Here is a 24,870-nt window from a genome sequence, read left to right as displayed (position 1 = left end):
TCCGGTCAGCCGACCGAGCCCTCAAGGCTAATCCCAATCAGCTTCTGCGCTTCGACGGCGAATTCCATCGGCAGCTGCTGGATGACGTCCTTGACGAAACCATTGACGATCAGCGCAATTGCTTCCTCTTCGGGGATGCCGCGCTGCATGACGTAGAATTTCTGGTCCTCGGAAATCTTCGAGGTCGTCGCTTCGTGCTCGAACTGCGCCGTCGAGTTCTTGGCTTCCATGTATGGCACGGTGTGCGCGCCGCACTGGTCGCCGATCAGCAGCGAGTCGCAGTTGGTGAAGTTGCGGGCGTTGGTCGCCTTGCGGTGCGCCGAGACCTGGCCGCGATAGGTGTTCTGCGAGAAGCCGGCGGCGATGCCCTTGGAGATGATGCGGCTCGACGTGTTCTTGCCGAGGTGGATCATCTTGGTGCCGCTGTCGACCTGCTGATAGCCGTTCGATACCGCAATCGAATAGAACTCACCTTGGGAATCGTCACCGCGCAGGATGCAGCTCGGATATTTCCAGGTGATCGCCGAACCGGTCTCGACCTGCGTCCACGAAATCTTCGAGCGGTCGCCACGGCAGTCGCCGCGCTTGGTGACGAAGTTGTAGATGCCGCCCTTGCCCTCGGCGTCGCCGGGGTACCAGTTCTGCACCGTGGAATATTTGATCTCGGCATCGTCGAGCGCTACCAGTTCGACGACCGCCGCGTGCAACTGGTTCTCGTCGCGTTGCGGCGCCGTGCAGCCCTCGAGATAGGAGACGTAAGCCCCCTCCTCGGCGATGATCAGCGTGCGCTCGAACTGGCCGGTGTTCTTCTCGTTCATGCGGAAATAGGTCGACAGCTCCATCGGGCAGCGCACGCCCTTGGGCACGAAGACGAACGAGCCGTCGGTGAACACAGCCGAATTCAGCGTGGCGTAGTAATTGTCTGAGGTCGGCACGACCGAGCCGAGATATTTCTTCACCAGCTCCGGATGCTCGCGGATGGCTTCCGAGATCGAGCAGAAGATGACGCCGGCCTGCGCCAGCTCCTTCTTGAAGGTGGTGACGACGGAGACGGAATCGAACACGGCATCGACGGCGACGCGGCCCGATTTGTAGACATTGTCGCTGACTTCCTCGAGTTCCGAGGCGTCGGTCTTCTGCACGCCGGCAAGGATTTCCTGCTCGCGCAGCGGAATGCCGAGCTTCTCGTAGACCTTCAAGAGTTCGGGATCGACATCGCTCAGCGAAGTCGGGCCGGGCGTGCTCTTGGGCGCCGCGTAGAAGTAGATGTCCTGGAAATCGATCTTGGGATAGTGGACGCGCGCCCAAGTCGGCTCGTCAAGCGTCAGCCAGCGGCGATACGCTTCCAGACGCCATTCCAGCATCCAGGACGGTTCGTCCTTCTTGGCCGAAATGAAACGGATGATATCTTCGCTGAGGCCCTTGGGGGCCTTATCGACAGCGATTTCGGTCTGGAATCCGTATTTGTATTGGTCGACGTCGATCTTTCGGACCCGATCGATCGTGTCCTGCACAGCAGGCATAAGCGTTCTCCATCCACGCCGGGGTCAAGGCCCGACAGTTTTCAAACTATGGCACCGCCAAAAACGAACCCCGAAGAGGTGCTCGCGGCAGCGTAAGTTTAATATAGTGCGCTTCGACCGGGAATTCACCCGGCCAGCATGAAACGCACGGCTCTACCAGGCCGAAAGGCCCAAATTCGTCCAACCGCTACGCGGCCCGTTCTCTATCCGCCCTTCGTGCGGCAATACCCGCAAGCGCGGTGCGGAAAAGCTCAACGTCTTCCGCGCCGGTCGCCGGTCCGATCGACACCCGCAAGGCGCCGAGACTGTCACCGTAGCCCATGGCTTTCAGCACATGGCTCGGTCCGACCTTGCCCGACGAACAGGCAGAGCCGGCCGACAGCGCTACACCGGCCAGATCGAAGGCGATCTGCGCGGTTTCGGCTTTGACGCCCGCAATAGCGAAGAATGCCGTATTGGCAAGCCTTGGCGCACCGGTTCCAAAGATTTCCGCGTCCGGCACCAGCGATTTGACGATGGCCTCGATCTCGTCGCGGCGCTGGCGCACCGCATCCATGGCCGGCAATCCGGCAAGCGCCTCGCGTGCGGCGGCGCCGAAACCGGCAATGGCGGCGAGGTTCTCAGTTCCGCCGCGATGGCCCTTTTCCTGGCCACCGCCATTGATCAGCGGCTTCGGCATCATCAAATCGGAAGCCGCGACGATGGCGCCGACGCCCTTGGGTCCACCGATCTTGTGCGAGGACAGAATCAGATAATCGGCGTAACCCGCTGATAGATCGGTCGAAACACGCCCTACGGCCTGCACGGCGTCGACAATGAGGATGCCGCCCGCCGCCTTGACGATCGCGGCGATACGATCGATCGGCTGGATGACGCCGGTCTCGTTGTTGGCGGCGTGGATTGCGACCAGCGGCAGGCCCTCGCTCTTGTCGTGACCGCCGAGCGCCGACTCCAAGGCGCCGAGATCGGCAATGCCGTTGGCGTCGACGCCGATCCGCGTCACCTGCGCTGCGGGGAACCGTCCGCCGTTCAACAGGCAGGGATGATCGGCCTCCGACACGTAAAGCCGGCTCATACGCACCGTGCCGCGCCCCATCTGCCAGTCGGGTGACAGCAGCGTCGAGGCTGCTTCCGTGGCACCGGAGGTGAACACGACATGCTCCGCCTTGGCGTTGACTAGCGCCGCCACGTCACGCCTGACGGTCTCGATCAGGCGGCGGGCCGCGCGCCCCTCGGCGTGAACCGATGACGGATTGGCCGCGACGTCAAGGGCCGCGACCATAGCCTCGCGGGCCACGGCAAGCAGCGGCGCACTGGCATTGTAGTCGAGATAGGCGCGTATTCCGGCCATTTTCGTCCGTCAAATCCCGTCAGAAGCCATTCCGCTGTCGTATGGCGTTATTTCCTTGAAATTCCAAGGCGAGCCGTCCTATTTACGCGGCTTGCGGCGCGGGTGGCCGGGCTCGATGTCTTGCCACTCAGTTTTGAACAATTCTAAACTAGCTTCTAAGAAGACGCTCGCCCTGCGTCAAGGCCAGAGGAAACGTTCCAGGCACCGCGCGTTCGTATTACCAAGTGGAGTATTTTATGCCTGAGGTCATTTTCACCGGTCCTGCCGGCCGCCTGGAGGGTCGCTATCAGCCTTCCAAGGAAAAGAGCGCGCCGATTGCCATCGTCCTGCACCCGCACCCGCAATTCGGCGGCACGATGAACAACAAGATCGTCTACGACCTCTTCTACATGTTCCAGAAGCGGGATTTCACCACGCTTCGCTTCAATTTCCGCGGCATCGGCCGCAGCCAGGGCGAGTTCGACCATGGCACCGGCGAGCTGTCGGACGCCGCCGCCGCTTTGGACTGGGTGCAGTCGCTGCATCCCGATTCCAAGAGCTGCTGGGTCGCCGGCTACTCCTTCGGCTCCTGGATCGGCATGCAGCTTCTGATGCGCCGGCCGGAGATCGAAGGCTTCATTTCGATCGCGCCGCAGCCCAACACCTATGATTTCTCGTTCCTGGCGCCCTGCCCGTCATCGGGCCTGATCATCCATGGCGATGCCGACAAGGTGGCGCCGCCGAAGGATGTGCAGGGCCTGGTCGACAAGCTGCACACGCAGAAGGGCATCACCATCACGCAAAAGACCTTGCCCGGCGCCAACCATTTCTTCGCCAACGATGCCGACCTGCTGCTCGAGGAATGCGCCGACTATCTCGACCGCCGGCTGGCCGGCGAATTGTCGGATCCGCGTCCGAAGCGGCTGAGATAAACAAGGCAAGAACGGACGGCGATGTACGAACCTCCTCATTTCAGGGAAACGCGGCCGGAAATCCTGCACGGGCTGATCCGGACGCATCCGCTGGGCCTGTTGGTTTCCAACGGGCCCGATGGGCCGGTCGCCAACGCTGTCCCGTTCCTGCTCGACGCGGAAATCGGGCCTAACGGCACGCTGCGCGCCCATCTGGCGCGGGCCAACCCGCAATGGCGCCTGTTGGCCGACAACCCGGCATCCCCCGTGCTGATCGTCTTCCAGGGCAGCGATGCCTATGTGACGCCGTCCTGGTACGAGACCAAGCGCGAGACCGGCAAGGTGGTGCCGACCTGGAATTACGCCATCGTGCAGGTTCGCGGCACCGTCAAGGTGATGGATGATCAGGACTGGCTGGCGCAGCAGATCGCCGATCTGACCATATCCCAGGAAGGCGCCCGCGCCGCACCCTGGGCGGTGACCGATGCGCCGGAGCCCTTCATCCAGTCGCAGATCAAGGGCATTATCGGGCTGGAAATCGAGATCAGCGAAATCCACGGCAAGTGGAAGGTCAGCCAGAACCGGCCGGTCGCCGATCGCGTCGGCGTTGCACAGGGGCTGGAAAGCGAAGACCACCAGTCGCCCGGCATGGCCGGCCTGGTCAGATCCTATGGCGGACTGGACGGCAACTGAACTTCGAATGCTCAGGCAGCCTTCCTTGTCGGTCCGATCAGCCGAAACGTTCTCTTGCGGACCGGCAGTCCCGACGGCATCGGCCGGAAAATGAAGCCGAGCCGGGCAAAGACCAGCCCGCAGGCGAGCGCGAAGCCGCAGCCAAGGCCGAAGCCGGCGACGGTGTCGCTGGGATAGTGCGCGCCAACGAAGATACGGGTCGAGGCGATACAAGCGGTGATCGCCAGGGCGATGTACCAGCGCCGCGGAAACAACAGCAAAGCGACCCCGAACACCGCGCCCATCGTCGTACCATGGCCGGACGGAAAGCCGGCGAAGCGCGCATCGAAAGCGAAGGGGTGCAGGGTCAGCACGCCAAAGTCCTCGTAATAGAGGGGGCGAGCCCGGCCAATGGCATATTTCAGCACATTGACGGCGATCCCCGACAGGCCGGTGGCGCACAGCACCAGAAAAGCCAGGCAGGTCCAGTTGTAGAGCAGCATCAGCGAGCGCCGCGAGAGGCTTCGCCAATCCGTCAGGTTGGCGGCGACAAGCAGAAGCACTGAGGGAATGAGATACCAGCCACCCAGGCCGAACTGGGTGAAAAAGTCGGCAGTCCGGGCAAATCCCGCCGACCACTTGCCGTGAAGCATTCCGGCCGGGGTGTCGAGACGAACAAACGCTGCCGCCGTCAGCAAAACCCAGACCAGCACCCAGACCGACCACAAAACGTTCGGGTATCTGGCCGGGCGGGTGGCAAGGCGGCTTTTGGCGATCTGCATCGTATCGCGAAAATTGTCGAGCGACCGGCGCCCTACCCCAAGGAGCAGGCTCGAAACGGGCGGGCGTGATTTCACCAGCATAGGAAATTCGACCCCATTGTCGCCGTCATGGGCATCGGCGAGCCGTCACTGGGTTACACGATAGAGGCCGAGCGACAGCTTGTCTCCCGACGAATAGTTGAGGCCGTCGACCTCGGCAACGCGGTTCGCCGACTTGCCTTGCGCCGCCAGCAACCCATTCAGTTTCTGCTCGTCGCCGACCTGCGCCAGAGCCAGGGCGCAGGCAGGATCGCCGAGCAGATGCTTGGCGACGCCATCGACATCGGTCAGGACGGTCTTGGTGCCGACCAGGAACACCAGGCTCGGCTCGTGATATTCCGCCGAAGCGAGCACCGTGGTGTCGCAAGGCCTGTTGGCCTGGAACGCCGCCTCGATCGCCGGGCTCAGCCAGATCGGTTTCAGCGAAGGCGCGATGACGCCGAACAACAGTCCATAGGTGATGCCCGCGCAGACGGCGATTGTGCCGATGCGGGAGAGCGGCACTTGCAGCTGTCGCGAAAAAGCGAAATATCCTGCCGCCAGCGCCGCCGCGGCGGCCGGGATGCTCCACCAGGAGAAGGCGCCGGTGAGATAGATCGGCGCTCCGACGCAGACCGCCGCCAGGCCAAGGCTGACCACGGCAAGACCGAATGCGGTCGACCACCACAACCAATCCTGCCAGCGCCTGAGCGGCGCATTCGCCTCCTGGGGCGGCAAGGTCAACAGCCAACCGATCAGCAGCGCCATGCCGGGATAGGCCGGCAGGACATAGTGCGGCAGCTTGGTCGGGATCAGTTCGAACACCAGCCAGAACGGAATGTACCAGGCGAGGCAGAAACGCAGCCGCGGATCGTCGCGCAACCGGTTGAGGGCCTGCAGCCCGGCGCCAACCGCGATCAGACCGAACGGCCACATGAACAAGGAATAGGTCAGCATGTAGAAGCCCGGCGGCAGGCCGTGCGATTCCTCGCCCGAGGCGACCTTGGCCATCATGTCCTTGCCGACGGCATCACTGAGGAAGGCGCCGCCGCTCTTCCAAGTGATGAGGGCGACCCAGGGCAGCACGATGAACAGCACCAGGGCGACACCGCGCACGAGCTTCAGCTTCAGGAGCCAGCGCCAGTCGCGCTCGAAGGCAAACAGGGCGGCGACCGTCAGCACCGACAACAGCGGAGCCACCGGCCCCTTGATAAGGATTCCAAGGCCTTGAGCGGCCCAGAATATCCACGGCAGATGGGCCGCTACCGGTTCGTTGCGGCGCGATGCCAGATAGATCTGAGCGAGCGCGCCTTGCGCCGCCACGCAGCAGGCCAGCAGCATGGCGTCGGTCTTGGCGTCACGCCCCTCGAAGGCGGTGGCGAAGATCGCCGCCATCATCAGGCCGGCGGCGAGACCGGCATTGGCCCCGAACAGCTTGGTGCCTGTCCAGGCAATGCCGACGACGGCCAAGGCAATGCCAAGCATGGAGACGAGGCGGTAGACCCAGATCGGCGCCGCCGCCCCCTCGCCGCTCAGCGCCACGGCCGCCGATTGCAGCCAGTAGATGCCGATCGGCTTCTTGTAGCGCGAGGCATCCTGAAAACGGATGTCGACATAGTCGGAGGTTTCGACCATCTGCTTGGTGGCCTGGACAAAACGGGATTCGTCCCGGTCGACGGGTGGAAGGCTCGCCAGTCCGCTGAAAGTCATCAGCACGCTGAACAGAAAGAGAAAAAGATAGTTCCTGTTCATCGCGGAGCTTTCCGGATCTGATCTGCGGGATGGCCCCGTCGCGGCGCCTCAGGCCCTGCCCTGCGCGGCGCCTCAATACGCCAGCCCAAACGACGAAGCAAGGATTCGCAAATGCCATCCGCGCGGGCACCAAAACCGGAAACCACTTTTGCTGATCGCTGGACCTTTGTCTGGCGCACGATCAGTCGCAAAACCGGAAACCACTTTTGCTGATCGCGCTTGGATGCTAAACGCCCGCGTTCATGCACACCCGAGCCACGCTGGCCGGACGCTTTCGGGAAAGAAAAAATGCCTGCCTTCAAATCGGATTTCCTGCGCACGATGAGCGAGCGCGGTTTCATCCACCAGACTTCGGATGATGCCGGTCTCGACACTATCTTCGCCAAGGAAACGGTGACGGCCTATATCGGCTTCGACGCCACCGCCAAGAGCCTGCACGCCGGCTCGCTGATCCAGATCATGATGCTGCACTGGCTTCAGCAGACCGGTCACCGGCCGATCGCGCTGATGGGCGGCGGCACCTCGATGATCGGCGACCCGTCCTTCAAGGACGAGGCGCGCAAGCTTTTGACCCCGCAGGACATCGAAGACAATCTGGCTGGCATCCGCCGCAACTTCATGCCCTACCTCAAATTCGGCAGCGGTCCGAACGACGCCATCATGGTCAACAACGCCGACTGGCTGATGGAGATCAACTACGTCAATTTCCTGCGCGATGTCGGCCGTCACTTTTCCGTCAACCGCATGCTGGCGTTCGATTCCGTCAAGCTGCGGCTCGATCGCGAGCAGTCGCTGTCGTTCCTCGAATTCAACTACATGATCCTGCAGGCCTATGATTTCGTCGAACTCTACAAGCGTCTCGGCTGCCGCCTGCAGATGGGCGGCTCCGACCAATGGGGCAACATCATCAACGGTATCGATCTCGGCCGCCGCATGGAGGACGCGCAGCTCTATGCGCTGACCACGCCGCTGCTCACCACCTCGTCGGGCGCCAAGATGGGCAAGTCGGCTTCGGGCGCGGTCTGGCTCGATGCGGAGATGCTGAGCCCCTACGAATTCTGGCAGTACTGGCGCAACACCGAGGATGCCGACGTCGCGCGCTTCCTGAAGCTCTACACGACGCTGCCGCTGGACGAGGTGGCGCGACTCGAACGGCTCGGCGGATCCGAGATCAATGAGGCCAAGAAGATCCTCGCCACCGAGATCACCGCCCTGCTGCATGGCCGTGCAGCCGCCGAGCAAGCCAGCGATACGGCGCGCAAGACGTTCGAGGAAGGCGCGCTCGCGGAGTCGCTGCCGACCGTCGAGGTCGACAAAACGGCGCTTGAAACCGGCGTCGGTATCCTGTCGCTGCTGGTCACCGCCGGACTGGCGGCGTCGAACGGCGAAGCGCGGCGGCATGTGCAGGGCGGTGCCGTGCGCCTGAACGACGAGCCGGTGAGCGACGAGCGCCGCCTGGTGACTCCTCAGGATTTGAGTCCGGAAAACGTCGTAAAGCTTTCTCTGGGAAAGAAAAAACACATTCTGGTACGGCCTACCTGATCCGCACGGTGGGACCGAGCCAACCGCTTGTCAGGATCAGCGTTTGACGGCTCCGTCTTGGGCGCATAAATTGCGTTGAATGCATCGTCCATGCGCCGGGGGGCCGCCTGTGAAGATCAATCCACGCAAGCATAACGCACGAGCACGCCCAGGCGATGCGTCCGCTCCCGCCGCCAGCTATGGTTTGCGGAGCACCGACCTTGCCTGAGATCACGCTCGACGACTTCAACAGCCTTATCCACACGGTCTACGAGGCAGGCATCAACCCGCACAAATGGTCCGCGTTCGTCGGGGACCTGTCAGGCCATCTGGACGACACGCTCATTTGCCTGCATGCGCATGATACCGTCGCGCGAGCAAGCCTGGGCTTGCTTGCGTCCGGGGCTGCGCCGGAATTTATTGATTCCTATGTGCGAGACTATGCGACGATCAACGTCTGGGCGAACGGAATGGCTATCGCCCCGATCGGCAAGCTTGTTCAATCGGAAGAAATATACGACCCGGACAAACTTCTCAAAACCGAGTTCTACAATGACTGTCTGCGTAGCCAGAGTCTGGTGTCCGCGAGCGCCGTTGCGCTGCATCGCTCATCGGACAGGATGCTCTTCCTTTCGGGCAATATTCGCCTGCGCAACCATGATCTCGTGCGGGCGCGGGTAAACAGGACGTTTGACCTGCTTGGGCCGCATATCACCCGCTCGTTCGAGTTGATGCGGCACATCCCGCACCAGGTGGAGGGAGAAGACTATCGCGCCACTCTTGAGACATCGACCGACGCTGTGCTGTTCATCGACAGAGCCGGGCGTATCACCCACTGCAACCGTGCCGGAACGGCGATGCGCAAGGACGCGTCTTTCCTCGCCGTCGACCGCGACGGGCACCTGCACCTCAAGGATCCGAGGGCCGATACGACCCTGCGGATTGCCCTGGCCGCGATAGCGAGAGCGGATTTTCCCGCAATTCCAGGCAGCTTCCCCGTTCGTCGGGCGGCCGGTTCGCCGATGCGCGCGATGATCGTGCCGCTCGCCCACAGAACCACGCAAACAATGTTCGATCAGATTTTCGAGGACCTTCCGATTGCAATGCTGGTCCTGCGCAACCAGCCGACGCCGCAGCCTTCCGTCGCTGCATTGCCCGGCTATGGGCTGACACCGGCTGAATCGGAGCTGGCCGTGGCCATCGCCCAAGGCATCTCGCTGCGCGACCATGCGGACAGCCGCGACGTCAGCATTCACACGGTCAGGGCGCAGTTGAAGTCCGTCTTTGCCAAGACCGAGACCCGTCGCCAAAGCCAGCTCGCCGCCCTGATCCTGCGCCACTAGAGCGACAGGCACCGCCGCCTCGAAGCAAGCTCTAGCTAAGACTTTGATTTTCAGGCCGTTCCTGCGGCCGCATAGCCCAAATGGGTGATGCGAGGAATCCGTCCACCGAGCATAAGTCGTCGAAACAGGCGATCTGACCAACGTTGCAACGTTGGCTCTGGGGAAGCCCGACGCAGGCTTGGGGACGAAAATGAGAACAGGCAAGATGATGGCGGCGGCCGTGGCCTGGATCGCGGGAGCCTTCCCGACCGGCGCTCAGGAGCAAACGCCGGAGCCCTCGCAGAAATCGGTCCGCCTGGTCGTAAACGGGCAGGTTTCGGAAGACGACAACCAGCAGCGGCTGAATGCCAGGATCGTCGCTGCATTCTCCGACCTTCCGGTAGCCTTCGGCATGGCCGCGGAGAAGGGAAACGGCGTCGCGCGGCTGATGGTTGGCGGTGCGGCGAACCTGGGCGAACTGCTCGCCGTGCAGGTTACCGGACAATTCGTCCGCGAGGATGCCGATCAGCTGTTCGGCCTGACGACAGACAAGAGTGTCGAAACCTGGAGCCTTGCCAGCTCGCTCGACCTGCGCCTGAGCGCGGCGACCACGGTTTCTCTCGGTGTCGATGGCTGGAACAGCCCGTCCGCCATTTTGATTGACGAGCCCTTCGCGAAGACGCGCTTCGACGGCGCGAGCGGCGTTCGGGTTGCGCCCGGCTTCGAAACCTATCTCGATCCGACCCTGAGATTAGGCGCCAGGATCGGCTACGAGCGTGCCATCGACAATGGCGATGACGGGCTGTTCGCAAAGGTTGATTTCAGCAAGGCGTTCGGCAAGACCTCGATCGAGGGAACGGCCTGGACCTCGCCCAATTTCGGCGCGGGCGCGCAGATCGGATTGGGCTATGCCTTCGACAACGACATGACGGCAAGCGTCTACGCCGGCTATCGTGACGGGATGACGCAAGGCGCCTATCTGGGCGCGAAACTGTCGATGGATTTTGGACCGCACGCTTCGCAGGAAAGCGGTGGCCTCATCAACCGCCTCGACCGCCAGATGCAATATGCTGAAATGACGATGCCGGGCGTTCCCAAGACGGCCCGCGCGGCGGTTTCCACCGAGATCAATTCCCCGTTCAAGACTGTGTTCGACGTGCCATGCCAGAGTGTCGAGCCAACGCCCGGATGCACGTTCTTCATGGCGAACGGAAACCGGATCACCCTTGCGGACGATCCTCACTACAACAGATACGGCAACGGCTCCGACGATCTCGGATATGTCAGGTTCGACAGCGTCGGCAACGCCGCCGTGTACAACAATCTTGGCCAATACCAATATTCGTCATCGGCGAGCGCCTTCGAAGGGTTTGTCGGCGGAACGACCATCGGCGTCGGCACTACGGGTTTCTACTGGGAGAACGTTGCCAGCGGCACATACTGGCTCGGCAAGAACGGTATCCTGTACTCGGCTAATTCCGGCTCAAGCAACTTCCAACAGGCAATCAACTGACCATCCCCGCCGCCTTGCGGTGCCGAAGCGACGGACCGGTTGATTTGACACTTTGCGCGCGGCGACCATGATCCGCGCCACTCACCTATACTCAAAAATCGACCTGAATATTCCGGGCGCGATCACCGACAGCGGATTGATGTCCAGCAGCGGCTTGTTGGCATTGCCTTTGAGCCGGTAGGTGACGCCGATCAGGCCACGGTCACGGCCATTGCCGAGCAGCGCGCCAACGATGGGCAATTCGCCGAAGATGCGATTGAGGCCATAGACCGGCATGAATGTGCCGGTCATGTCCATGTTGTTGTCCTGGTCGTAGAGCGTGCCCTGGAACGTCGTGCCGATGCGCGGTCCGCGCAGCACGCCATTGGCCAGTTTCAGATAGCCGCTGCCCTTGTCGATCTCGGCGTAACCGCGTTCGAACTTCACCCGCGACGTATCCAGCTTGCCTTTGACCGCCTGATTGAGGCTGCGGTTGTCGCCGGCCGGCGTGGTCGAGACGATGGAGGCCAATTTCGGTTCGTTGACCACGAAAAAGTTGCTGGTGTCGACCTTGCCCCTCAGCGATCCGTCGCTCGGCCCCGCAAGCGCCAGGGTGATCGTTCCGCCTTCCATATGCTCGTAGATATTGAGGAATCTCAGGATGGCGCCGGCGTCCGCGGACTGCATGTTGAGCGCGCGCCGGCCGGCGCCGGTGGTGTTGCTGATCGATATGGCGGCGCCCGAACTTGCCGTGGCGCTGACCTTCAGCCCGTTCACCCGCGAACCGGCAGCACTGTAGTCGAGCTTCAGATTGGACAATTGCTCGTCGTGGAAACCGGTCAGCCGGTCGACATCGGCGCTGACGGAAATGGCATCGGAACCGGTGGTCTTGGTAGCCGTGTCGACGTCCGAGGTGAACTGCTTGATCAGCGAGCGGGCATCGAGCGCGTTGCCCGATATCTCGACCGCATAGCCCTTGCCGGACCGCTTCACCGACACGGCAACGTCGTCGCCCCTGTTCAAGGTGACCTTGCTGAACCGCGCCGACGACAAGGCGCCATTGACCAGCACGATGCTGCCGTCGACGGAGAACGTCTTTCCGTCAAGGTCGAAATCGGACAGCGTCGTGGTGTCGCCGGACTTGGTCATGACGAAGGTGACATTGGCAGGAACCCCTGCCCCCTTGCCCCAGCCGGCCCAGGGAATGTCCAGCCTGGCGTTGGTCAGATCGGCCGAGACGTTCTGGTCGCCGCCGCCGTTCTTGTCGATCGCCACCTTCACCGTTCCGGCAAGCAGCGGCTTCAGGCCGGGCATGGCGGCGGCGCGGATCTTGTCGTCAAGCACCAGAGCCACCTTGCGGCTGCGCGCCGGCCCGTCATCCCTGAGCGGCTCGACCAGATCGAGTTCGGCCGGAATGCCGTTCAGCAATGCCTTGGCGGAGATCACCGCCTTCTCCGGATCGACCGTGATCGAACCGTCGGCATCCGTCACGATCTGGCCCTCGAAAGGCTTGGCCAAGGACATGCCGCTATAGTCGAGCGACACCAGCCAATCGAGCTTCGAGGAGTCGACACCGGACTGCAGCGGAATATCCGCCTTGACGTGGCCGGTGACGCTGCCCGACAGGTCTTCCGGCAGGATGCCGACATGGCGCATGGCGTTGATCGGCTCGTAGGATGCGAGTTCGGCTACGGCCGACGCTTCGCCGTCGACGTCGATATCGAGCGCGCCGACGACCGGCGGGCGGTTGGCCGCCTTGACCGTCAGCGTGCCGTTGCTGGCCGCCACGGTGCGGCCGCTGGGCATGTAGACGGTGCCCGAGGATAGCGAGATATCGACATCGTTGCCGTGGAAACCGACGACGCCGACCGCGTCGCGTATCGGCGGAATGCGGCCGGCGGTGTCGAAGCGCGATCCCTCGATCTGGAAGCGGCCGAACACCTCATCGGCCGAAAGCGGCACGCCGTTGCCCAGGCGGCCCGGCACCACCTGGAACTGAAGGTTGGCGTCGACGACACGGCCGCCGAACAGATTGGCCAGCACCCAGAGCCGGGCATTGCGCGCCGAAAACCACGGCCACAGCTGCTTGACGTGAGAGACCTGCATGTCGTGGATGTTGAACGCCAGATTGATCCCCGGCACTTTGCCGTCGACGAACGCCACGGCGGCGGTGCCAAGCATCTCGCCGGAGCCGGCGGACCGGAGCGCGATCTGCTCGGCGACCAATTTGTGGCTCACCGTGTTGTAGACGCCGGCAATCCGGGCCAGGAAGGTGAGCGCCGGCTCGGGCGACTCCGAAGGCGCAAGCGACGATCCGTCGCTGGTCAGGTCGTAGCGATAGGAGGGTTCTTCACCCACCGCTCCGCTTGCCGGCTTCGGCCCGATCGAACCGGCGAAATCGAATGTCGAGCGGCCGGTCTTCAGCAGCAATCTGTCGACCTGGATCTTGTTGCTGCCCGCAACCAGCGTCGCATTGATATCGACGTCCGCCGGCAGCAGTCCTCGCGTGCCGAGATCGAGGACAGAACCCGTCGACGACAAAGCGGCCGTCAGCCGCGATGCGTTCGCGCCGAACCCTTCCGATCCCGTCAGCTTCAGCGCGACGGTTCCCAGCTTGCCGGCAGCGGCCGCCATATCGCCGGTATCGGCCAGATCGACGCTCGCATCCAGTGCCGTGACGCGGTGCGCCGCGATATCGCGGGAGGCGGAAGCGGCAACGGTAGCCGTCCTGCCGTCGATGTCGGCCGTGGACGAGAACTGCATGCCGCCCGGGCCCGACTGCACGACGGTGGCGTCGGTGATCTTGACGAGCTTGATCGCTCCGGTTTCGGGCAGCACGAATTCGACATTGCGAAGGTCGATCCGGCGCAGCGAATCCTCCCGCACGGCATCGAGTGCGTGGTTGATGTTTCCGAACACCGCGGCGGACAGCTTCTCCGGATCGATGAGGCCGTCCGCATTGCGCAGGCCGGCGGTCCAGTCGCCGCCTGACGGCATCGCCGCCACGACGATGCGGGCATCCGAGATCCTGGCGCTGGTCAGCCGCACATCTCCCCACAGCAGCGGGAACAGACGCACGCCGAAGCGCACGCGGCCGGCATCGGCCATCGGCTTACCGTCCGAAGTCTTCAAGCTGACGTCGCTGACCTGAAGCGCGATGAAACTCGAACCGTCGAGCGTGATGCGGGCAGGCCCGACCGCGACATTGACATCGACGCCCGCCAGTTTCTCGAGCGCCGTTTCCGCCTCGGTGCGAAGCCGGTCGGATCCGATGCCGGAGGCGCCAACCAGATAAACGAGCACGGCGGCCAGCAGCACGAAAGCGACCAGACCGGCGAACAGTCGCGACAGGATGCGAAAACCGCGTCCGATCGAAGCCTGACCGAGCGGCGGCACACGGCAGGCGGACGGAAAGGTCCCCAGGTCGGTGATCTCATCACGCCTGAACCGGATCTTCTCGTGCTGCGGTCGCTCCTGATCCACGCAATTTTCCGTTGTACGAACTCGATCGTGGACGAATCCCCGTCCGACACTATATCGGTGTGGCTTCGCGCGTAACCTCAAACAAGGGCATCGGTATGGCTGACCTCGACGTAGGCGATCTCGCGCCGCAATTCGACCTGCCGCGGGACGGCGGCGGATCAGTCAGCCTTGCCGCATCGTCCGGCAAGCCCATCGTGCTGTATTTCTATCCGCAGGACGACACAACAAGCTGCACGCAGGAGGCGATCAGCTTCTCGCAACTGAAGCCGGACTTCGAGAAGGCCGGCGCCGTGGTGATCGGCCTGTCGCCCGACCCCGTCAAGAAGCACGACAAGTTCAAGTCGAAATACAATCTCACTATCGACCTCGCCGCCGACGAGGAGCGCAAGGTGATCGAAGCCTACCATCTGTGGGTCGAGAAATCGATGTATGGCCGCAAGTATATGGGCGTCGAGCGCGCGACGTTCCTGATCGGCCGCGACGGGCGGATCGCCAGGATTTGGCGCAAGGTCCGCGTCAAGGGCCATGCGGAAGAGGTGCTCGAGGCCGTTCGCGCGCTTTGAGGTTTTGCCGGCGAGGTTGGCCCGGTTTCCCTTACAACCATACGCACGCCTGGCGGGCGTTCGCTGCGGGCAAGCCGGCCCTGCAAGCCTTTGTTAACCTTAATAATGTGTAGTCAAGCTGTCGTGGTGTCGTAAACGAAAGCTTGGTCCCGTGAACGCAACCGGTCAGTCCGCAGTCTTCGGCAGGCGTAAGGAGCCCCATACGGTCATCATCGCCCGGGGCAACGAGATCAGGCATTTCACGATCCGACCGTGGCTGGCGGCCTTTATCGGCTCGGCGCTCGCCGCCATTGCCGTCGGCTACCTCATGGCCACCTCCTATCTGGTGCTGCGCGACGATCTGATAGGCGCCACCACGGCGCGCCAGGCGCGCATGCAGCAAGCCTATGAAGATCGCATTTCGGCGCTTCGCGCCCAGGTCGACCGCATCACCAGCCGGCAGTTGCTCGACCAGCAGCTGATGGAAACCAAGGTCAGCGAACTGCTTGAACGGCAGAGCCAGCTGAGCCAGCGTCACGGCCGCCTTGGCCCGCTGCTCGAACGCGCCGAGAGCGAAGTCGGCGCAGCGCCGGCCGAAGATCCGGCAGCGGTTGCGAAGCCGGACAAACGCGCCGAAGTGACCGGCAGCATCAAGGAGCCCGCGCGGAACTATGCGGTCGCCAGCCTGAGCGCCGATCCCGGCGCCGGCGACACAAGGCCGTTCTCGCTGTGGTCGACCCGCTCCGATCCGCTGCCCAACGATTCAGCCGCCGATCGTGCCGACAAGCTCTTCGTCTCGATCAACCAGTCGCTGAAATCCATCGAGAGCGACCAGTTGACCCGCATCAGCACGCTTGCCGACAATGCCTACAAGAGTGCCGATGCCATTACCCAGGCGCTCGAGGCGGCCGGACTGCCCGTCGACAGCGATTTCGGCAAGGGCGACAGCGATGTCGGCGGACCGCTGATCCCGCTCGACAGCTCCATGATGTTCGACAGCAAGGTCAAGGAGTTGGACGAAGCGCTTGACGCCCTCGACCATCTCAAGAAGGAAGCGCGCCAGTTGCCGCTGACCAACCCCGCACCGGGCCACTCCGTCACCAGCCCGTTCGGCGTGCGCACCGACCCGATCCTCGGCACCGCGGCATTGCATTCCGGCATGGATTTCAGGGCCCCGATCGGCATGGCCGCCAAGGTCACCGCACCCGGCACCGTCACCAAGGCCGGCTGGAACGGCGGCTATGGCCGCATGGTGGAAGTCGACCACGGCAATGGTTTTGCGACACGTTACGGGCATCTCAGCGAGATCGACGTCACCGTCGGTGAGAAACTGGACGCCGGCGCCGTCATCGGCAAGACCGGCAGCAGCGGCCGCTCGACCGGCCCGCATCTGCACTACGAAGTGCGCCACAATGGCGAAGCGATCGATCCCTTGCGCTTCCTCACGGTCGGCAAGAAGGTCGCCCAGTATCTGTAAGCGATGCTGGGCTCCTGCCCCATGCGCCGATGACCATCATGATGGCTGACTAAGGCGCTCCCGTCGACAGAAACGCCGTCACTGCCGCAACCAGGGTGGCCGCGCCGACCTTCAACGCGGCCTCGTCGACACGAAACCGGCGTGGTGGAGCGGAAACACCGATCCGACCGCTTCGTTGCGGATGCCGAGCCGGAAGTAGACCGACGGGCGTTTCTCGCTGTAGTAGCCAAAATCGTCAGCGATGGTCCATCCGGGCGTGTTGAGGACGTTGTCGGCGCCGATGCAGGCCTTGGCGCTGGCGGCAATCAGCTCAGTCATCTCGACATCGTTGACGACACCCGGTTCGCCCTTGTGGATGTCGACCTCGACACGCGCCCCGTGGCTCGTCGCCGTACCCTCGGCTATCGTACGAACACGGCGCCAGGCCCGCTCGCGTGTGGCGTCGCTGCCGCTGCGGATGGTGCCTTTCAACGTGACCTTGCCGGCGGTGACATTATAGGCGTTGCCGCCATTGATGGCCGTCACGGAAATCACCAGCGGATCGTATGGGTCGATCTCGCGCGAAACGATCTTCTGCAATTCGCTCACCAGGGAGCAAGCCACGGCCAACGCATCGACACCTTCATGCGGTTTTGCCGCGTGCGCGGCCGAGCCGATGACGGCCACATCGAACGTGTCGCAGGCCAGAGTGTAGGGACCAGAGCCGACGGCAACCTTGCCGGACGGCGTGTAGGGATCGACGTGGACGCAGATGGCGGCATCGATGTCGTCGAGAAGCCCCTCTTCCACCACCCGCCTGCCGCCCGACGGTTCGTCTTCCTCGGCCGGCTGGAAGATCAGGCGAACGGTGCCGCCAAAACTGTCCCGCGACCGGTGAAGATGCGCGGCCACCGCGAAAGCCATCGATGCATGGGCGTCGTGACCGCAGGCATGCATCACGCCTGGATTCGTCGATGCATAATCGACGCCGGAGGCCTCCTCGATCGGCAAGGCATCGATGTCGGCGCGAATGGCGATCTTTCGATTCGACGGCTTGCCGGTGCCGACAATATCGACGGCAAGGCCAAAGCCGGCAACGTCGCGAATGTCGGCAATTCCCTGATCCACCAGCATCTGCCTGAGATAGCGCTGCGTGCCGGCCTCCTGGTTCGAAAGCTCGGGATTGCGGTGCAGGTGGCGGCGGACCTCGATCATCCGATCGAGAATTCCGGCGTCGATATCGGTCGTCACGGTTTTCGCAACACCACCCGCCGTGGCCGAACCCTCAGGATTTGACATGGATCTCTCGCGGGAACTTCGTCAGGGTCTCATGGCCGGTTTCGGTGACCAGGATGGTCTCGCTGATCTCGATGCCCCAGCCATCCATCCACATGCCGAGGATGGAATGAACGACATTGCCCGGTTCAAGCACGGTCTTGTCGCCCGGCCTGAGGCTGATCGTATGCTCGCCCCAGTCCGGCGGATAGGCGACGCCGATGGAGTAGCCGATGCGCGATTCCTTCTTCAGTCCGTAGCGCTGGATGACCTTGCGCCAGGCGGCTTCGACGGCTTCGGCTGATGTTCCCGGTTTGACCGCGTCGAGCACCGCATCCATGCCCTCGATCACCGCTTTTGCCGTGTCCGAAACATTTGTCGGCGTCTTGCCAAGCTGCATGGTCCTGGCGAGGCCGGCGGCATAGCGGCGGCAAACGCCGGCAAGTTCCAGCGCAATCGTCTCGTTGTCTCCGAACCGCCTGTCGCTCCACATGATGTGCGGCGCCGAGGCATTCTCGCCACCGAGGATTGTCGGTGGAAGAGCGGTGATGTCGCCGGCAAAATCCGGGCTGCCTGCGATCTGCGCCGCCTGGATGGCGGCGATGGCATCGCACTCGCGAACACCCGGTGCGATCACCTCGAAGGCCCGCGTGACGGCCGCTTCGGCCAAGGTGGACGCCTTGCGCAAATAGGCGATCTCGGGCGCCGATTTGACCGCGCGGATCCAGTTCACCAGCAGGTCGGCATCATGCCATTTTGCATTTGGAAGTCCCGCGACAAGCCGGGCGTGCGCCTTGGGGGAGAAATAATAGGCTTCGAGTTCGATGCCGATATGTCTGACACCCCAGCCCCTGGCGACGATCCAGCTCGCGATCCAGTCCATGGGATGGCGATCGACGCGCTGAACATGGTCTTCCGGAAAGCCGACCACGTTTTCCGGTTTCATCCAGGCGGTCAGAAGACCGCCGGCCGCATCCATGGCGCGCCCGATCCAGACCGGCTCGACCTCCTCGATTGGAACCAGCACCACCTGCGGCGTGTAGAACGACCAGCCGTCATAGCCGGTGATGTAATGCTGGTTGGCAACGTCGTTGACGACAAGGAGTTCGAGACCGCGCTTCGCCATCTCGGTGCGTATCTTGCGAAGCCGCTGTTGGTACTCGTCTCGGGCAAACGGCAATTCAATCATCTTTGCTCCATCTTTGTCAGATCAACGGTCGCGGGGTTCGCTCACCATTGAAGGGGTTTCGCCACGGCGGCAATCGGCCAGGACGACGCGTGGGCAGGTCCTGAACCGAATAGGCCCTCCACGGCCTTCCCCAGGAAAACTTCGGCGTGAATTTATTTTTGAATTCCATTTGACTGAATAAATAAGCAATGCAAAGCTGCGCTCTCCTAAGGGGCGCAAGGCATGGCACTGCGGGGGACCAATCAGGAGTTCGGGCGGCCGTACAATCGGCGCATCGTGCTTGAGTCCATCCGCCTTCATGGACCGATCGCCCGCGGCGAGATCGCCCGGCGCGTCGGCCTCACCGTCCAGACGGTATCGACCATCGTTCGCGAACTGGAAGATCAGGACTACATCCTGTCGCTGCGCGAAGAGCCGAAGGGGCGCGGCCTGCCGCCGGCAACGCTCCGGATCAACCCCGATGGCGGCTATGCCGTCGGCATCCACATCACTCCGCTTGGTATCAGCGCCGCCTTGATCAATCTGAGCGGCGACGTGATCGAGAGCATCTACCGCGAGGCGCCGAACGCGGCGCCGGACCACGCCTTCGAGCTGATCGGGGCGATGGTGGTGGAATTGACCAGACTGCGGGCTGGCGGACGGGTGCTGGGCGTTGGCATGGCCCTGCCCGGCCCATTCGACGTGGAGTCCATGAGTTTCGTCGGGCCAACCACCATGACCGGCTGGAAGGATGTGGCGCTGCGCGAACGGCTGGCGGCCTCCACCGGATTGCCGGCCTTCTTTGAAACCGATATGGCAGCGGCCGCCATGGGCGAGCGCCTCTACGGCCTCGGCGCCCAGTTTTCCGAATATTACTATCTCTATTTCGGCGTTGGCCTTGGCGGCGTCATGGTTCATGACGGCAGCGCCTTGCGCGGCGCCTGGGGAAATGCCGGCGAGATCGGGCACATTCCCGTTATTCCGGGCGGCGAGGCCTGCCCGTGCGGCAACAGCGGCTGTCTCGAAAGATATTTGTCGCTCGAGGCACGCCGGCGCTGGAACGGCAGCGAGGCGGATTGGGTCGCCGAAGTCGCACCGATCTTTCACAACGCCGTCGCCGTCATCGAGAACCTGTTCGACCCGGAGACGGTCATCCTCGGCGGGCTGGCGTCCACCGACCTGCTCGAAATGCTGGCTGGTTCGGCCGGAGGCCTGCACAACTCCGTCTCGGCCCGCAAGGACCGCACGACGCCCAGGGTTGTGGTCGCGCGCGGCGGACAGCATTCCGTGCTGCGCGGCGCCGCCGCCCTTGCGGTTTCCGGGGTGCTGTCACCTCGCTTCGGGCAGATGTTCGCGGCCGAACGCGAACGCGAGCGCGACCTTCTCAAAGGCAGGGAGATTGCGGCATGAGTGAACCCCTGCTGGTGCTCGACAACGTCACCAAGAACTATGGCGCGATCGAAGCGCTCAAGGGGATCAGCTTCTCGATCGGCAAGGGCGAGGTCGTGGCGCTGCTGGGCGACAACGGCGCCGGCAAATCGACACTGGTGAAGATCATATCGGGCGGACTGGAGCCGACCTCCGGGCGCATGCTGTTCGAGGGCAAGGAATTCCTTGCCAAATCACCAGCCGAGGCCAAGGCGGCCGGCATCGAGACCGTCTACCAGGATCTCTCGCTGTGCACCAATGTCGACGTGGTCGCCAATTTCTTCATGGGCCGTGAGATCACACGCAAGTTTCTCGGCATTCCCGTGCTCGACGAGCGCGCCATGGAAGCCGTCGTCGGAAGGGCGCTGGCCAATGCCGGCACCCGCATTCCCTCGCTGCGGGCCAATGTCGAGCATCTCTCGGGCGGCCAACGGCAAGCCATCGAGCTCAACCGTTTCGTGCACTGGGGCGGCAAGCTGGTGCTGCTCGATGAACCGTTCGCCGCCCTCGGCGTCGAACAGACACGGCGCGGCCTCGACATGATCCGCCAAGTGGCGAACCAGGGCATCGGCGTCGTCATCATCACCCATATCATGCAGCAGGCTTTTCAGGTCGCCGACCGGATCGTGGTGATCCGCCAGGGCGTCGTGGCCGGCGATGTCGCACGCAATAAAACAAGTCCCGATGCGGTGATCAACATGATCACCGGTGAGACGCTTGCCGGTGCCGGACCGACAGGCTGAGGGACAAAAGAGGGGTCCGGCTTAAGAGGAGCGAACGACATGAAGCGAATACTTCTTGCTGTCTTCGGTATCCTTGCACTGGCCTTTGCCACGCTCACGCCGGCATTCGCCCAGTCCAAGGGTATCATCTACTATATGGTGCCGACGCTGCTGGACGAGTTCCAGACCGGCTCGGTGAGCGCGCTGGAACTGTTCCTGAAGCAGACCGGCTACGAGATGAAGACGCTGAACGCCGACAACAAGACCGACGCCCAGCAATCGCAGATGAACGATGTCATCGCGCTGAAGCCGGCGGCCATCATCCTGGCGGCAGTCGACTTCAATGCCCTGAAACCGTCGATCGAGGCGGCCCGGGCCGCCGGCATCCCGGTGGTCGAGTTCGACCGCCAGATCACCTCGACGCCATCCGACTTCACCTCTGTCGCCGGAACGGTCGAGATCGGCTACGTAGCCGCGGACCAGGCCGAGAAGCTGCTGAAGGCAAAGCACGGTTCGGTGAAGGGCAAGGTGCTGCAGGTCCTCGGCGACCCCGGCGACCCCTATACGCTCGACATCCAGAAGGGCTTCGAGGAGAAGATGAAGGCGTTGCCGGACGTCAAGATCATCTCGCTTCCGGCCATGCAATGGGAAGCCAGCAATGCCGGCACAATCGTTGCCGACCAGATGCTGGCGAACCCCGACATCGACCTGATCTTCAGCCATGCCGCGCACCTGTCGGTCGCCGCCGTCGCCTCGCTCGAGGCGGCCGGCAAGAAGCCGGGCGACGTCATGCTGATGAGCTCGAACGGCGCTCCGGTCGGCCTCGACCTGATCCGCAAGGGCTGGCTCAACGCCGAAATCGAGCAGCCGCTCTACGCGCAGGCCGCGGCTGTCGCGATGTTCATGGACAAGATCGTCAAGAAGCAAGAAATCAAGCCCGGTGAATACGACGTGCTCGGCTTGAAATCGACCGTGACCAAGGAAGCCTGGGGTCCGAGCATCAAGATCCCGGGTGACGCCATCACCAAGCAAAACGTCGACAACCCGGCCTTCTGGGGCAACCAGAAGCCGCCGACGGACACCGTCAAATCGGTCGAATAGTCATTGAAAGCGCTCCGGGCCGTTACGGCCCGGAGCCTGCCCTTTCATGACGCCGCGTCCAAAAGACGCCGTGGCGAATTTGAATCCGCGCCCGAACCCGACGAAATCGAATTGATTTCGCGGGGCATGCGCCAACCGGATCAGCCCATGAACCCGCGCACACGCAAAGCCCTGGAGTTCGTACTCGACAACCTCGTCTGGTTCATGCTGCTGTTCGTGCTGGTGGTCTTCTCCATCTTCGTCCCGAACTACTTTCAGCTCGGCATCTTCGCCAACATCATCGAGGCTTCCAGCGTGCTCGGCGTCATGTCGATCGGCCTGGCGCTGGTGATCATCGCCGGCCACATGGATCTGTCGGTCGAATCCGTCGCAGCGCTTAGCGCCATGGCGGTCGGCATCCTGTTCTGCTCGTCGGGCATCGGCATGGGCGTGCAACTGCATCCCGAATGGCTGATGGTTCCGGTTTCGCTGCTGCTGGCGCTGGCCGTCGGCGGTCTCATCGGCGCCTTCAACGGCTATCTGGTGGTCAAGGTGAAGATGAGCGCCTTCATCATCACGCTGGCGTCCTACATCTGGGTGCGCGGCCTCGTGCTGGTCGTGTCGGGCGGCCGCTCGGCGCAGGATCTTGCACCGGCCATCCGCTGGTTCGGCATCCAGCGCCTTGTCGGCCTGCCACTTACCGCCTGGATCGCGGTTGGCTGTTTCGTGGTCTTTTCGCTGATCATGGCCAAGACGCCGTTCGGCCGGCATCTGGTGATGATCGGCGGCAACGAGACGGCGACCTTCCGCGCCGGCATCCGGGTGAACCGCAATCTCATCATCGCCTTCGTGCTTGCCGGCGCGATTGCCGGCCTTGCCGGCTGGCTGCTGGCGATCCGCACGTCGGGCGCCACCGCCAATCTCGGCGTCGGCCTGCTGTTCAACGCCTTCGCCGCGGTCGTCATCGGCGGCGTCAGCCTCAAAGGCGGCGTCGGCACCCTGCCCGGCGTCTATGCCGGCGTGCTGCTGCTCTCGGCCATCAACACGGCGATCAATTTGATGGGCCTGCCGGCCAATTTTACCCAGGTGATCCACGGCCTGCTGGTGCTGGCGGCCGTGCTGCTCGACGCCTTCAAGCAAACCATTCGCCAAAGACTCGCATGACAGGACGGCTCGCATGACCAATCGGTTACAAGGCAAGGTAGCGCTGATCATCGGCAGCGCCCGCGGCATCGGCAAGGGCATCGCGCTACGCTTTGCCGAGGAAGGCGCAAGGCTGGTGCTCGCCGACACCGAGGCCGATGCCGGGCAAGCCACCGCTGACGAGTTGGGCGTCCCCTTCATCCGCACCGACATCTCGCAAATGAGCGACGCCGAGGCCGCCGTGGCGCTGGCGCTGAAGCAGCATGGCCGCCTCGACATCATCGTGCAGAATGCCGGCATCTATCCCTGGCAACTGATCGAGAATACCAGCGCCGACGACTGGGACCGCGTCATGGCGGTCAATCTGCGCGGCACCTTCAATGCCAGCCGCGCGGCCCTGGTGCCGATGAAGGCGCAAGGCTTTGGCCGCATGCTCTACACCTCCTCCATCACCGGCCCGCATGTCACCAGCCCCGGCCACGGCCACTATTCGGCCAGCAAGGCCGGCATCAACGGCTTCATCCGTGCCGCCGCGCTCGAATTCTCCGGCTACGGCATCACCGTCAACGGTGTCGAGCCCGGCAACATCCTGACCGAAGCCATCGAGCTGCATCGCGGCGCGGCTTACATCAAGAACATGGAGGACTCCATTCCGCTCGGCCGCCTCGGCAGCCCGCGCGACGTCGCCAACGCCTTCCTGTTCCTCGCCTCCGACGATGCCAGCTACATCACCGGCACGACCATCGTCGTCGATGGCGGGCAGTTGCTGCCGGAGGGCAATGATTTTCGACTGTTGCCGCCGTGATTGCAGCATCTACCGAACGACTCGGTTCCGTGTCTTGGCAACAGTTTGAATGGACTAATGGAATGGTGGGCGATGACGGGCTCGAACCGCCGACATCTTCGGTGTAAACGAAGCGCTCTACCAACTGAGCTAATCGCCCGCTCCGGGCCGGACCTTTAAGCGGTCAGGGTCCGCTTCGCAAGGCCAAATGAGCGCAGGATGCCCTGGTTGGATGCCGGTTTTGCCAACAAAACGCCGGCTGTCAAAAAACCTTCTCCTGTTTGCTGTTATGCTGTCCTGTCACGCTTGACACCCGGTGGCGAACCCCTTATCCAGCGCCCCAACGACGAACACGGCTGACACGTGTTCGCCATGCGCGGGTGTAGCTCAGTTGGTTAGAGTGCCGGCCTGTCACGCCGGAGGTCGCGGGTTCGAGCCCCGTCACTCGCGCCATTTATTTCAAGGG

General features: G+C 63.0%; 19 protein-coding genes and 2 tRNA genes. 13 read left to right on the top strand and 8 right to left on the bottom strand.

Annotated elements, in window-relative coordinates; genetic code table 11:
• Positions 1-5: 5 nt before the first annotated feature.
• On the bottom strand, positions 6-1,523 hold the full coding sequence (gene sufB / locus NP503_RS09400) for a Fe-S cluster assembly protein SufB (RefSeq protein ID WP_027037002.1): 1,518 nt from the start codon (positions 1,521-1,523) through the stop codon (positions 6-8).
• 187 nt (positions 1,524-1,710) lie between these two features.
• A complete protein-coding gene (locus tag NP503_RS09395) occupies positions 1,711-2,874 on the bottom strand; it encodes a cysteine desulfurase family protein (protein WP_127268784.1) in 1,164 nt (387 codons plus the stop codon).
• Positions 2,875-3,110: 236 nt separating this feature from the next.
• Here NP503_RS09395 and NP503_RS09390 point away from each other — a divergent pair, with 236 nt between their 5' ends.
• On the top strand, positions 3,111-3,785 hold the full coding sequence (locus NP503_RS09390) for an alpha/beta hydrolase (RefSeq protein ID WP_023669128.1): 675 nt from the start codon (positions 3,111-3,113) through the stop codon (positions 3,783-3,785).
• 21 nt (positions 3,786-3,806) lie between these two features.
• Positions 3,807-4,457, top strand: a complete 651-nt coding sequence (locus NP503_RS09385) for an FMN-binding negative transcriptional regulator (protein WP_127268785.1) — start codon at positions 3,807-3,809, stop codon at positions 4,455-4,457.
• Positions 4,458-4,468: 11 nt separating this feature from the next.
• Here the strand turns inward: NP503_RS09385 and NP503_RS09380 are convergent, their stop codons facing one another.
• Complete coding sequence (locus NP503_RS09380; RefSeq protein ID WP_127268786.1) at positions 4,469-5,299, bottom strand: phosphatase PAP2 family protein; 831 nt, start codon at positions 5,297-5,299, stop codon at positions 4,469-4,471.
• A gap of 45 nt (positions 5,300-5,344) precedes the next feature.
• Positions 5,345-6,988 carry a glycosyltransferase family 39 protein gene (locus NP503_RS09375; RefSeq protein WP_127268787.1) on the bottom strand — a complete coding sequence of 548 codons (1,644 nt, stop codon included), beginning with the start codon at positions 6,986-6,988 and terminating at the stop codon, positions 5,345-5,347.
• A 288-nt stretch (positions 6,989-7,276) separates the two neighbouring features.
• Between NP503_RS09375 and tyrS the strand changes: the two genes are divergently transcribed.
• From tyrS to NP503_RS09360, 3 genes are all read left to right on the top strand, one after another.
• Positions 7,277-8,530, top strand: coding sequence for a tyrosine--tRNA ligase (gene tyrS / locus NP503_RS09370; protein WP_127270921.1), 1,254 nt, complete (start codon positions 7,277-7,279; stop codon positions 8,528-8,530).
• A gap of 200 nt (positions 8,531-8,730) precedes the next feature.
• A complete protein-coding gene (locus NP503_RS09365; RefSeq protein WP_127270919.1) occupies positions 8,731-9,852 on the top strand; it encodes a PAS domain-containing protein in 1,122 nt (373 codons plus the stop codon).
• A 190-nt stretch (positions 9,853-10,042) separates the two neighbouring features.
• On the top strand, positions 10,043-11,344 hold the full coding sequence (locus tag NP503_RS09360) for a hypothetical protein (RefSeq protein ID WP_127270917.1): 1,302 nt from the start codon (positions 10,043-10,045) through the stop codon (positions 11,342-11,344).
• An 81-nt stretch (positions 11,345-11,425) separates the two neighbouring features.
• On the opposite strand, the gene NP503_RS09355 is transcribed toward NP503_RS09360, so the two are convergent.
• On the bottom strand, positions 11,426-14,806 hold the full coding sequence (locus NP503_RS09355) for a DUF3971 domain-containing protein (RefSeq protein WP_127270915.1): 3,381 nt from the start codon (positions 14,804-14,806) through the stop codon (positions 11,426-11,428).
• Between the two features lie 95 nt (positions 14,807-14,901).
• Here NP503_RS09355 and NP503_RS09350 point away from each other — a divergent pair, with 95 nt between their 5' ends.
• Positions 14,902-15,369 (top strand): peroxiredoxin, encoded by a 468-nt coding sequence (locus NP503_RS09350; protein ID WP_127258257.1) that lies wholly within the window; start codon positions 14,902-14,904, stop codon positions 15,367-15,369.
• A gap of 151 nt (positions 15,370-15,520) precedes the next feature.
• Positions 15,521-16,825: a M23 family metallopeptidase gene (locus NP503_RS09345; RefSeq protein WP_127268135.1), complete on the top strand. Its 1,305-nt coding sequence runs from the start codon at positions 15,521-15,523 to the stop codon at positions 16,823-16,825.
• Positions 16,826-16,936: 111 nt separating this feature from the next.
• On the opposite strand, the gene NP503_RS09340 is transcribed toward NP503_RS09345, so the two are convergent.
• Both NP503_RS09340 and NP503_RS09335 read right to left on the bottom strand, forming a co-directional pair.
• Positions 16,937-18,103, bottom strand: coding sequence for a M20 family metallopeptidase (locus NP503_RS09340; protein ID WP_236383312.1), 1,167 nt, complete (start codon positions 18,101-18,103; stop codon positions 16,937-16,939).
• Entirely contained in the window at positions 18,090-19,268 is a 1,179-nt protein-coding gene (locus NP503_RS09335) for a M24 family metallopeptidase (RefSeq protein WP_127270913.1), read from the bottom strand. The genes NP503_RS09340 and NP503_RS09335 overlap by 14 nt, the downstream gene beginning before the upstream one ends.
• A 222-nt stretch (positions 19,269-19,490) precedes the next feature.
• On the opposite strand from NP503_RS09335, the gene NP503_RS09330 reads away from it, so the two are divergent.
• From NP503_RS09330 to NP503_RS09310, 5 genes are all read left to right on the top strand, one after another.
• Complete coding sequence (locus tag NP503_RS09330; RefSeq protein WP_127268133.1) at positions 19,491-20,657, top strand: ROK family transcriptional regulator; 1,167 nt, start codon at positions 19,491-19,493, stop codon at positions 20,655-20,657.
• Entirely contained in the window at positions 20,654-21,418 is a 765-nt protein-coding gene (locus NP503_RS09325) for an ATP-binding cassette domain-containing protein (protein ID WP_127268132.1), read from the top strand. The genes NP503_RS09330 and NP503_RS09325 overlap by 4 nt, the downstream gene beginning before the upstream one ends.
• A 39-nt stretch (positions 21,419-21,457) precedes the next feature.
• Positions 21,458-22,498 (top strand): sugar ABC transporter substrate-binding protein, encoded by a 1,041-nt coding sequence (locus NP503_RS09320; protein WP_127270911.1) that lies wholly within the window; start codon positions 21,458-21,460, stop codon positions 22,496-22,498.
• A gap of 147 nt (positions 22,499-22,645) precedes the next feature.
• Positions 22,646-23,641, top strand: a complete 996-nt coding sequence (locus tag NP503_RS09315; protein WP_013532177.1) for an ABC transporter permease — start codon at positions 22,646-22,648, stop codon at positions 23,639-23,641.
• Between the two features lie 13 nt (positions 23,642-23,654).
• Positions 23,655-24,425, top strand: coding sequence for an SDR family NAD(P)-dependent oxidoreductase (locus tag NP503_RS09310; protein WP_127267956.1), 771 nt, complete (start codon positions 23,655-23,657; stop codon positions 24,423-24,425).
• A 63-nt stretch (positions 24,426-24,488) separates the two neighbouring features.
• Here NP503_RS09310 and NP503_RS09305 read toward each other — a convergent pair.
• Positions 24,489-24,564: transfer RNA gene (locus NP503_RS09305), tRNA-Val, on the bottom strand.
• 216 nt (positions 24,565-24,780) lie between these two features.
• Here NP503_RS09305 and NP503_RS09300 point away from each other — a divergent pair.
• A tRNA-Asp gene (locus NP503_RS09300) sits at positions 24,781-24,857 on the top strand.
• Positions 24,858-24,870 lie beyond the last annotated feature (13 nt).

Origin of the sequence: Mesorhizobium sp. SEMIA396 (genome assembly GCF_024518615.1) — a bacterium.
GTDB lineage: Bacteria > Pseudomonadota > Alphaproteobacteria > Rhizobiales > Rhizobiaceae > Mesorhizobium.
This window is presented reverse-complemented; position numbering and strand designations above follow the sequence as displayed.

What these genes read in the sequence shown, in the direction of transcription:
- NP503_RS09325 (WP_127268132.1), top strand. Translation starts at nt 20,654, where the DNA reads ATGAGTGAACCCCTGCTGGTGCTCGACAACGTCACCAAGAACTATGGC.
- NP503_RS09330 (WP_127268133.1), top strand. Translation starts at nt 19,491, where the DNA reads ATGGCACTGCGGGGGACCAATCAGGAGTTCGGGCGGCCGTACAATCGG.
- NP503_RS09350 (WP_127258257.1), top strand. Translation starts at nt 14,902, where the DNA reads ATGGCTGACCTCGACGTAGGCGATCTCGCGCCGCAATTCGACCTGCCG.
- NP503_RS09310 (WP_127267956.1), top strand. Translation starts at nt 23,655, where the DNA reads ATGACCAATCGGTTACAAGGCAAGGTAGCGCTGATCATCGGCAGCGCC.
- NP503_RS09335 (WP_127270913.1), bottom strand. Translation starts at nt 19,268, where the DNA reads ATGATTGAATTGCCGTTTGCCCGAGACGAGTACCAACAGCGGCTTCGC.
- tyrS (WP_127270921.1), top strand. Translation starts at nt 7,277, where the DNA reads ATGCCTGCCTTCAAATCGGATTTCCTGCGCACGATGAGCGAGCGCGGT.
- NP503_RS09375 (WP_127268787.1), bottom strand. Translation starts at nt 6,988, where the DNA reads ATGAACAGGAACTATCTTTTTCTCTTTCTGTTCAGCGTGCTGATGACT.
- NP503_RS09395 (WP_127268784.1), bottom strand. Translation starts at nt 2,874, where the DNA reads ATGGCCGGAATACGCGCCTATCTCGACTACAATGCCAGTGCGCCGCTG.
- NP503_RS09315 (WP_013532177.1), top strand. Translation starts at nt 22,646, where the DNA reads ATGAACCCGCGCACACGCAAAGCCCTGGAGTTCGTACTCGACAACCTC.
- NP503_RS09340 (WP_236383312.1), bottom strand. Translation starts at nt 18,103, where the DNA reads ATGTCAAATCCTGAGGGTTCGGCCACGGCGGGTGGTGTTGCGAAAACC.
- NP503_RS09320 (WP_127270911.1), top strand. Translation starts at nt 21,458, where the DNA reads ATGAAGCGAATACTTCTTGCTGTCTTCGGTATCCTTGCACTGGCCTTT.
- sufB (WP_027037002.1), bottom strand. Translation starts at nt 1,523, where the DNA reads ATGCCTGCTGTGCAGGACACGATCGATCGGGTCCGAAAGATCGACGTC.
- NP503_RS09390 (WP_023669128.1), top strand. Translation starts at nt 3,111, where the DNA reads ATGCCTGAGGTCATTTTCACCGGTCCTGCCGGCCGCCTGGAGGGTCGC.
- NP503_RS09360 (WP_127270917.1), top strand. Translation starts at nt 10,043, where the DNA reads ATGAGAACAGGCAAGATGATGGCGGCGGCCGTGGCCTGGATCGCGGGA.
- NP503_RS09380 (WP_127268786.1), bottom strand. Translation starts at nt 5,299, where the DNA reads ATGCTGGTGAAATCACGCCCGCCCGTTTCGAGCCTGCTCCTTGGGGTA.
- NP503_RS09385 (WP_127268785.1), top strand. Translation starts at nt 3,807, where the DNA reads ATGTACGAACCTCCTCATTTCAGGGAAACGCGGCCGGAAATCCTGCAC.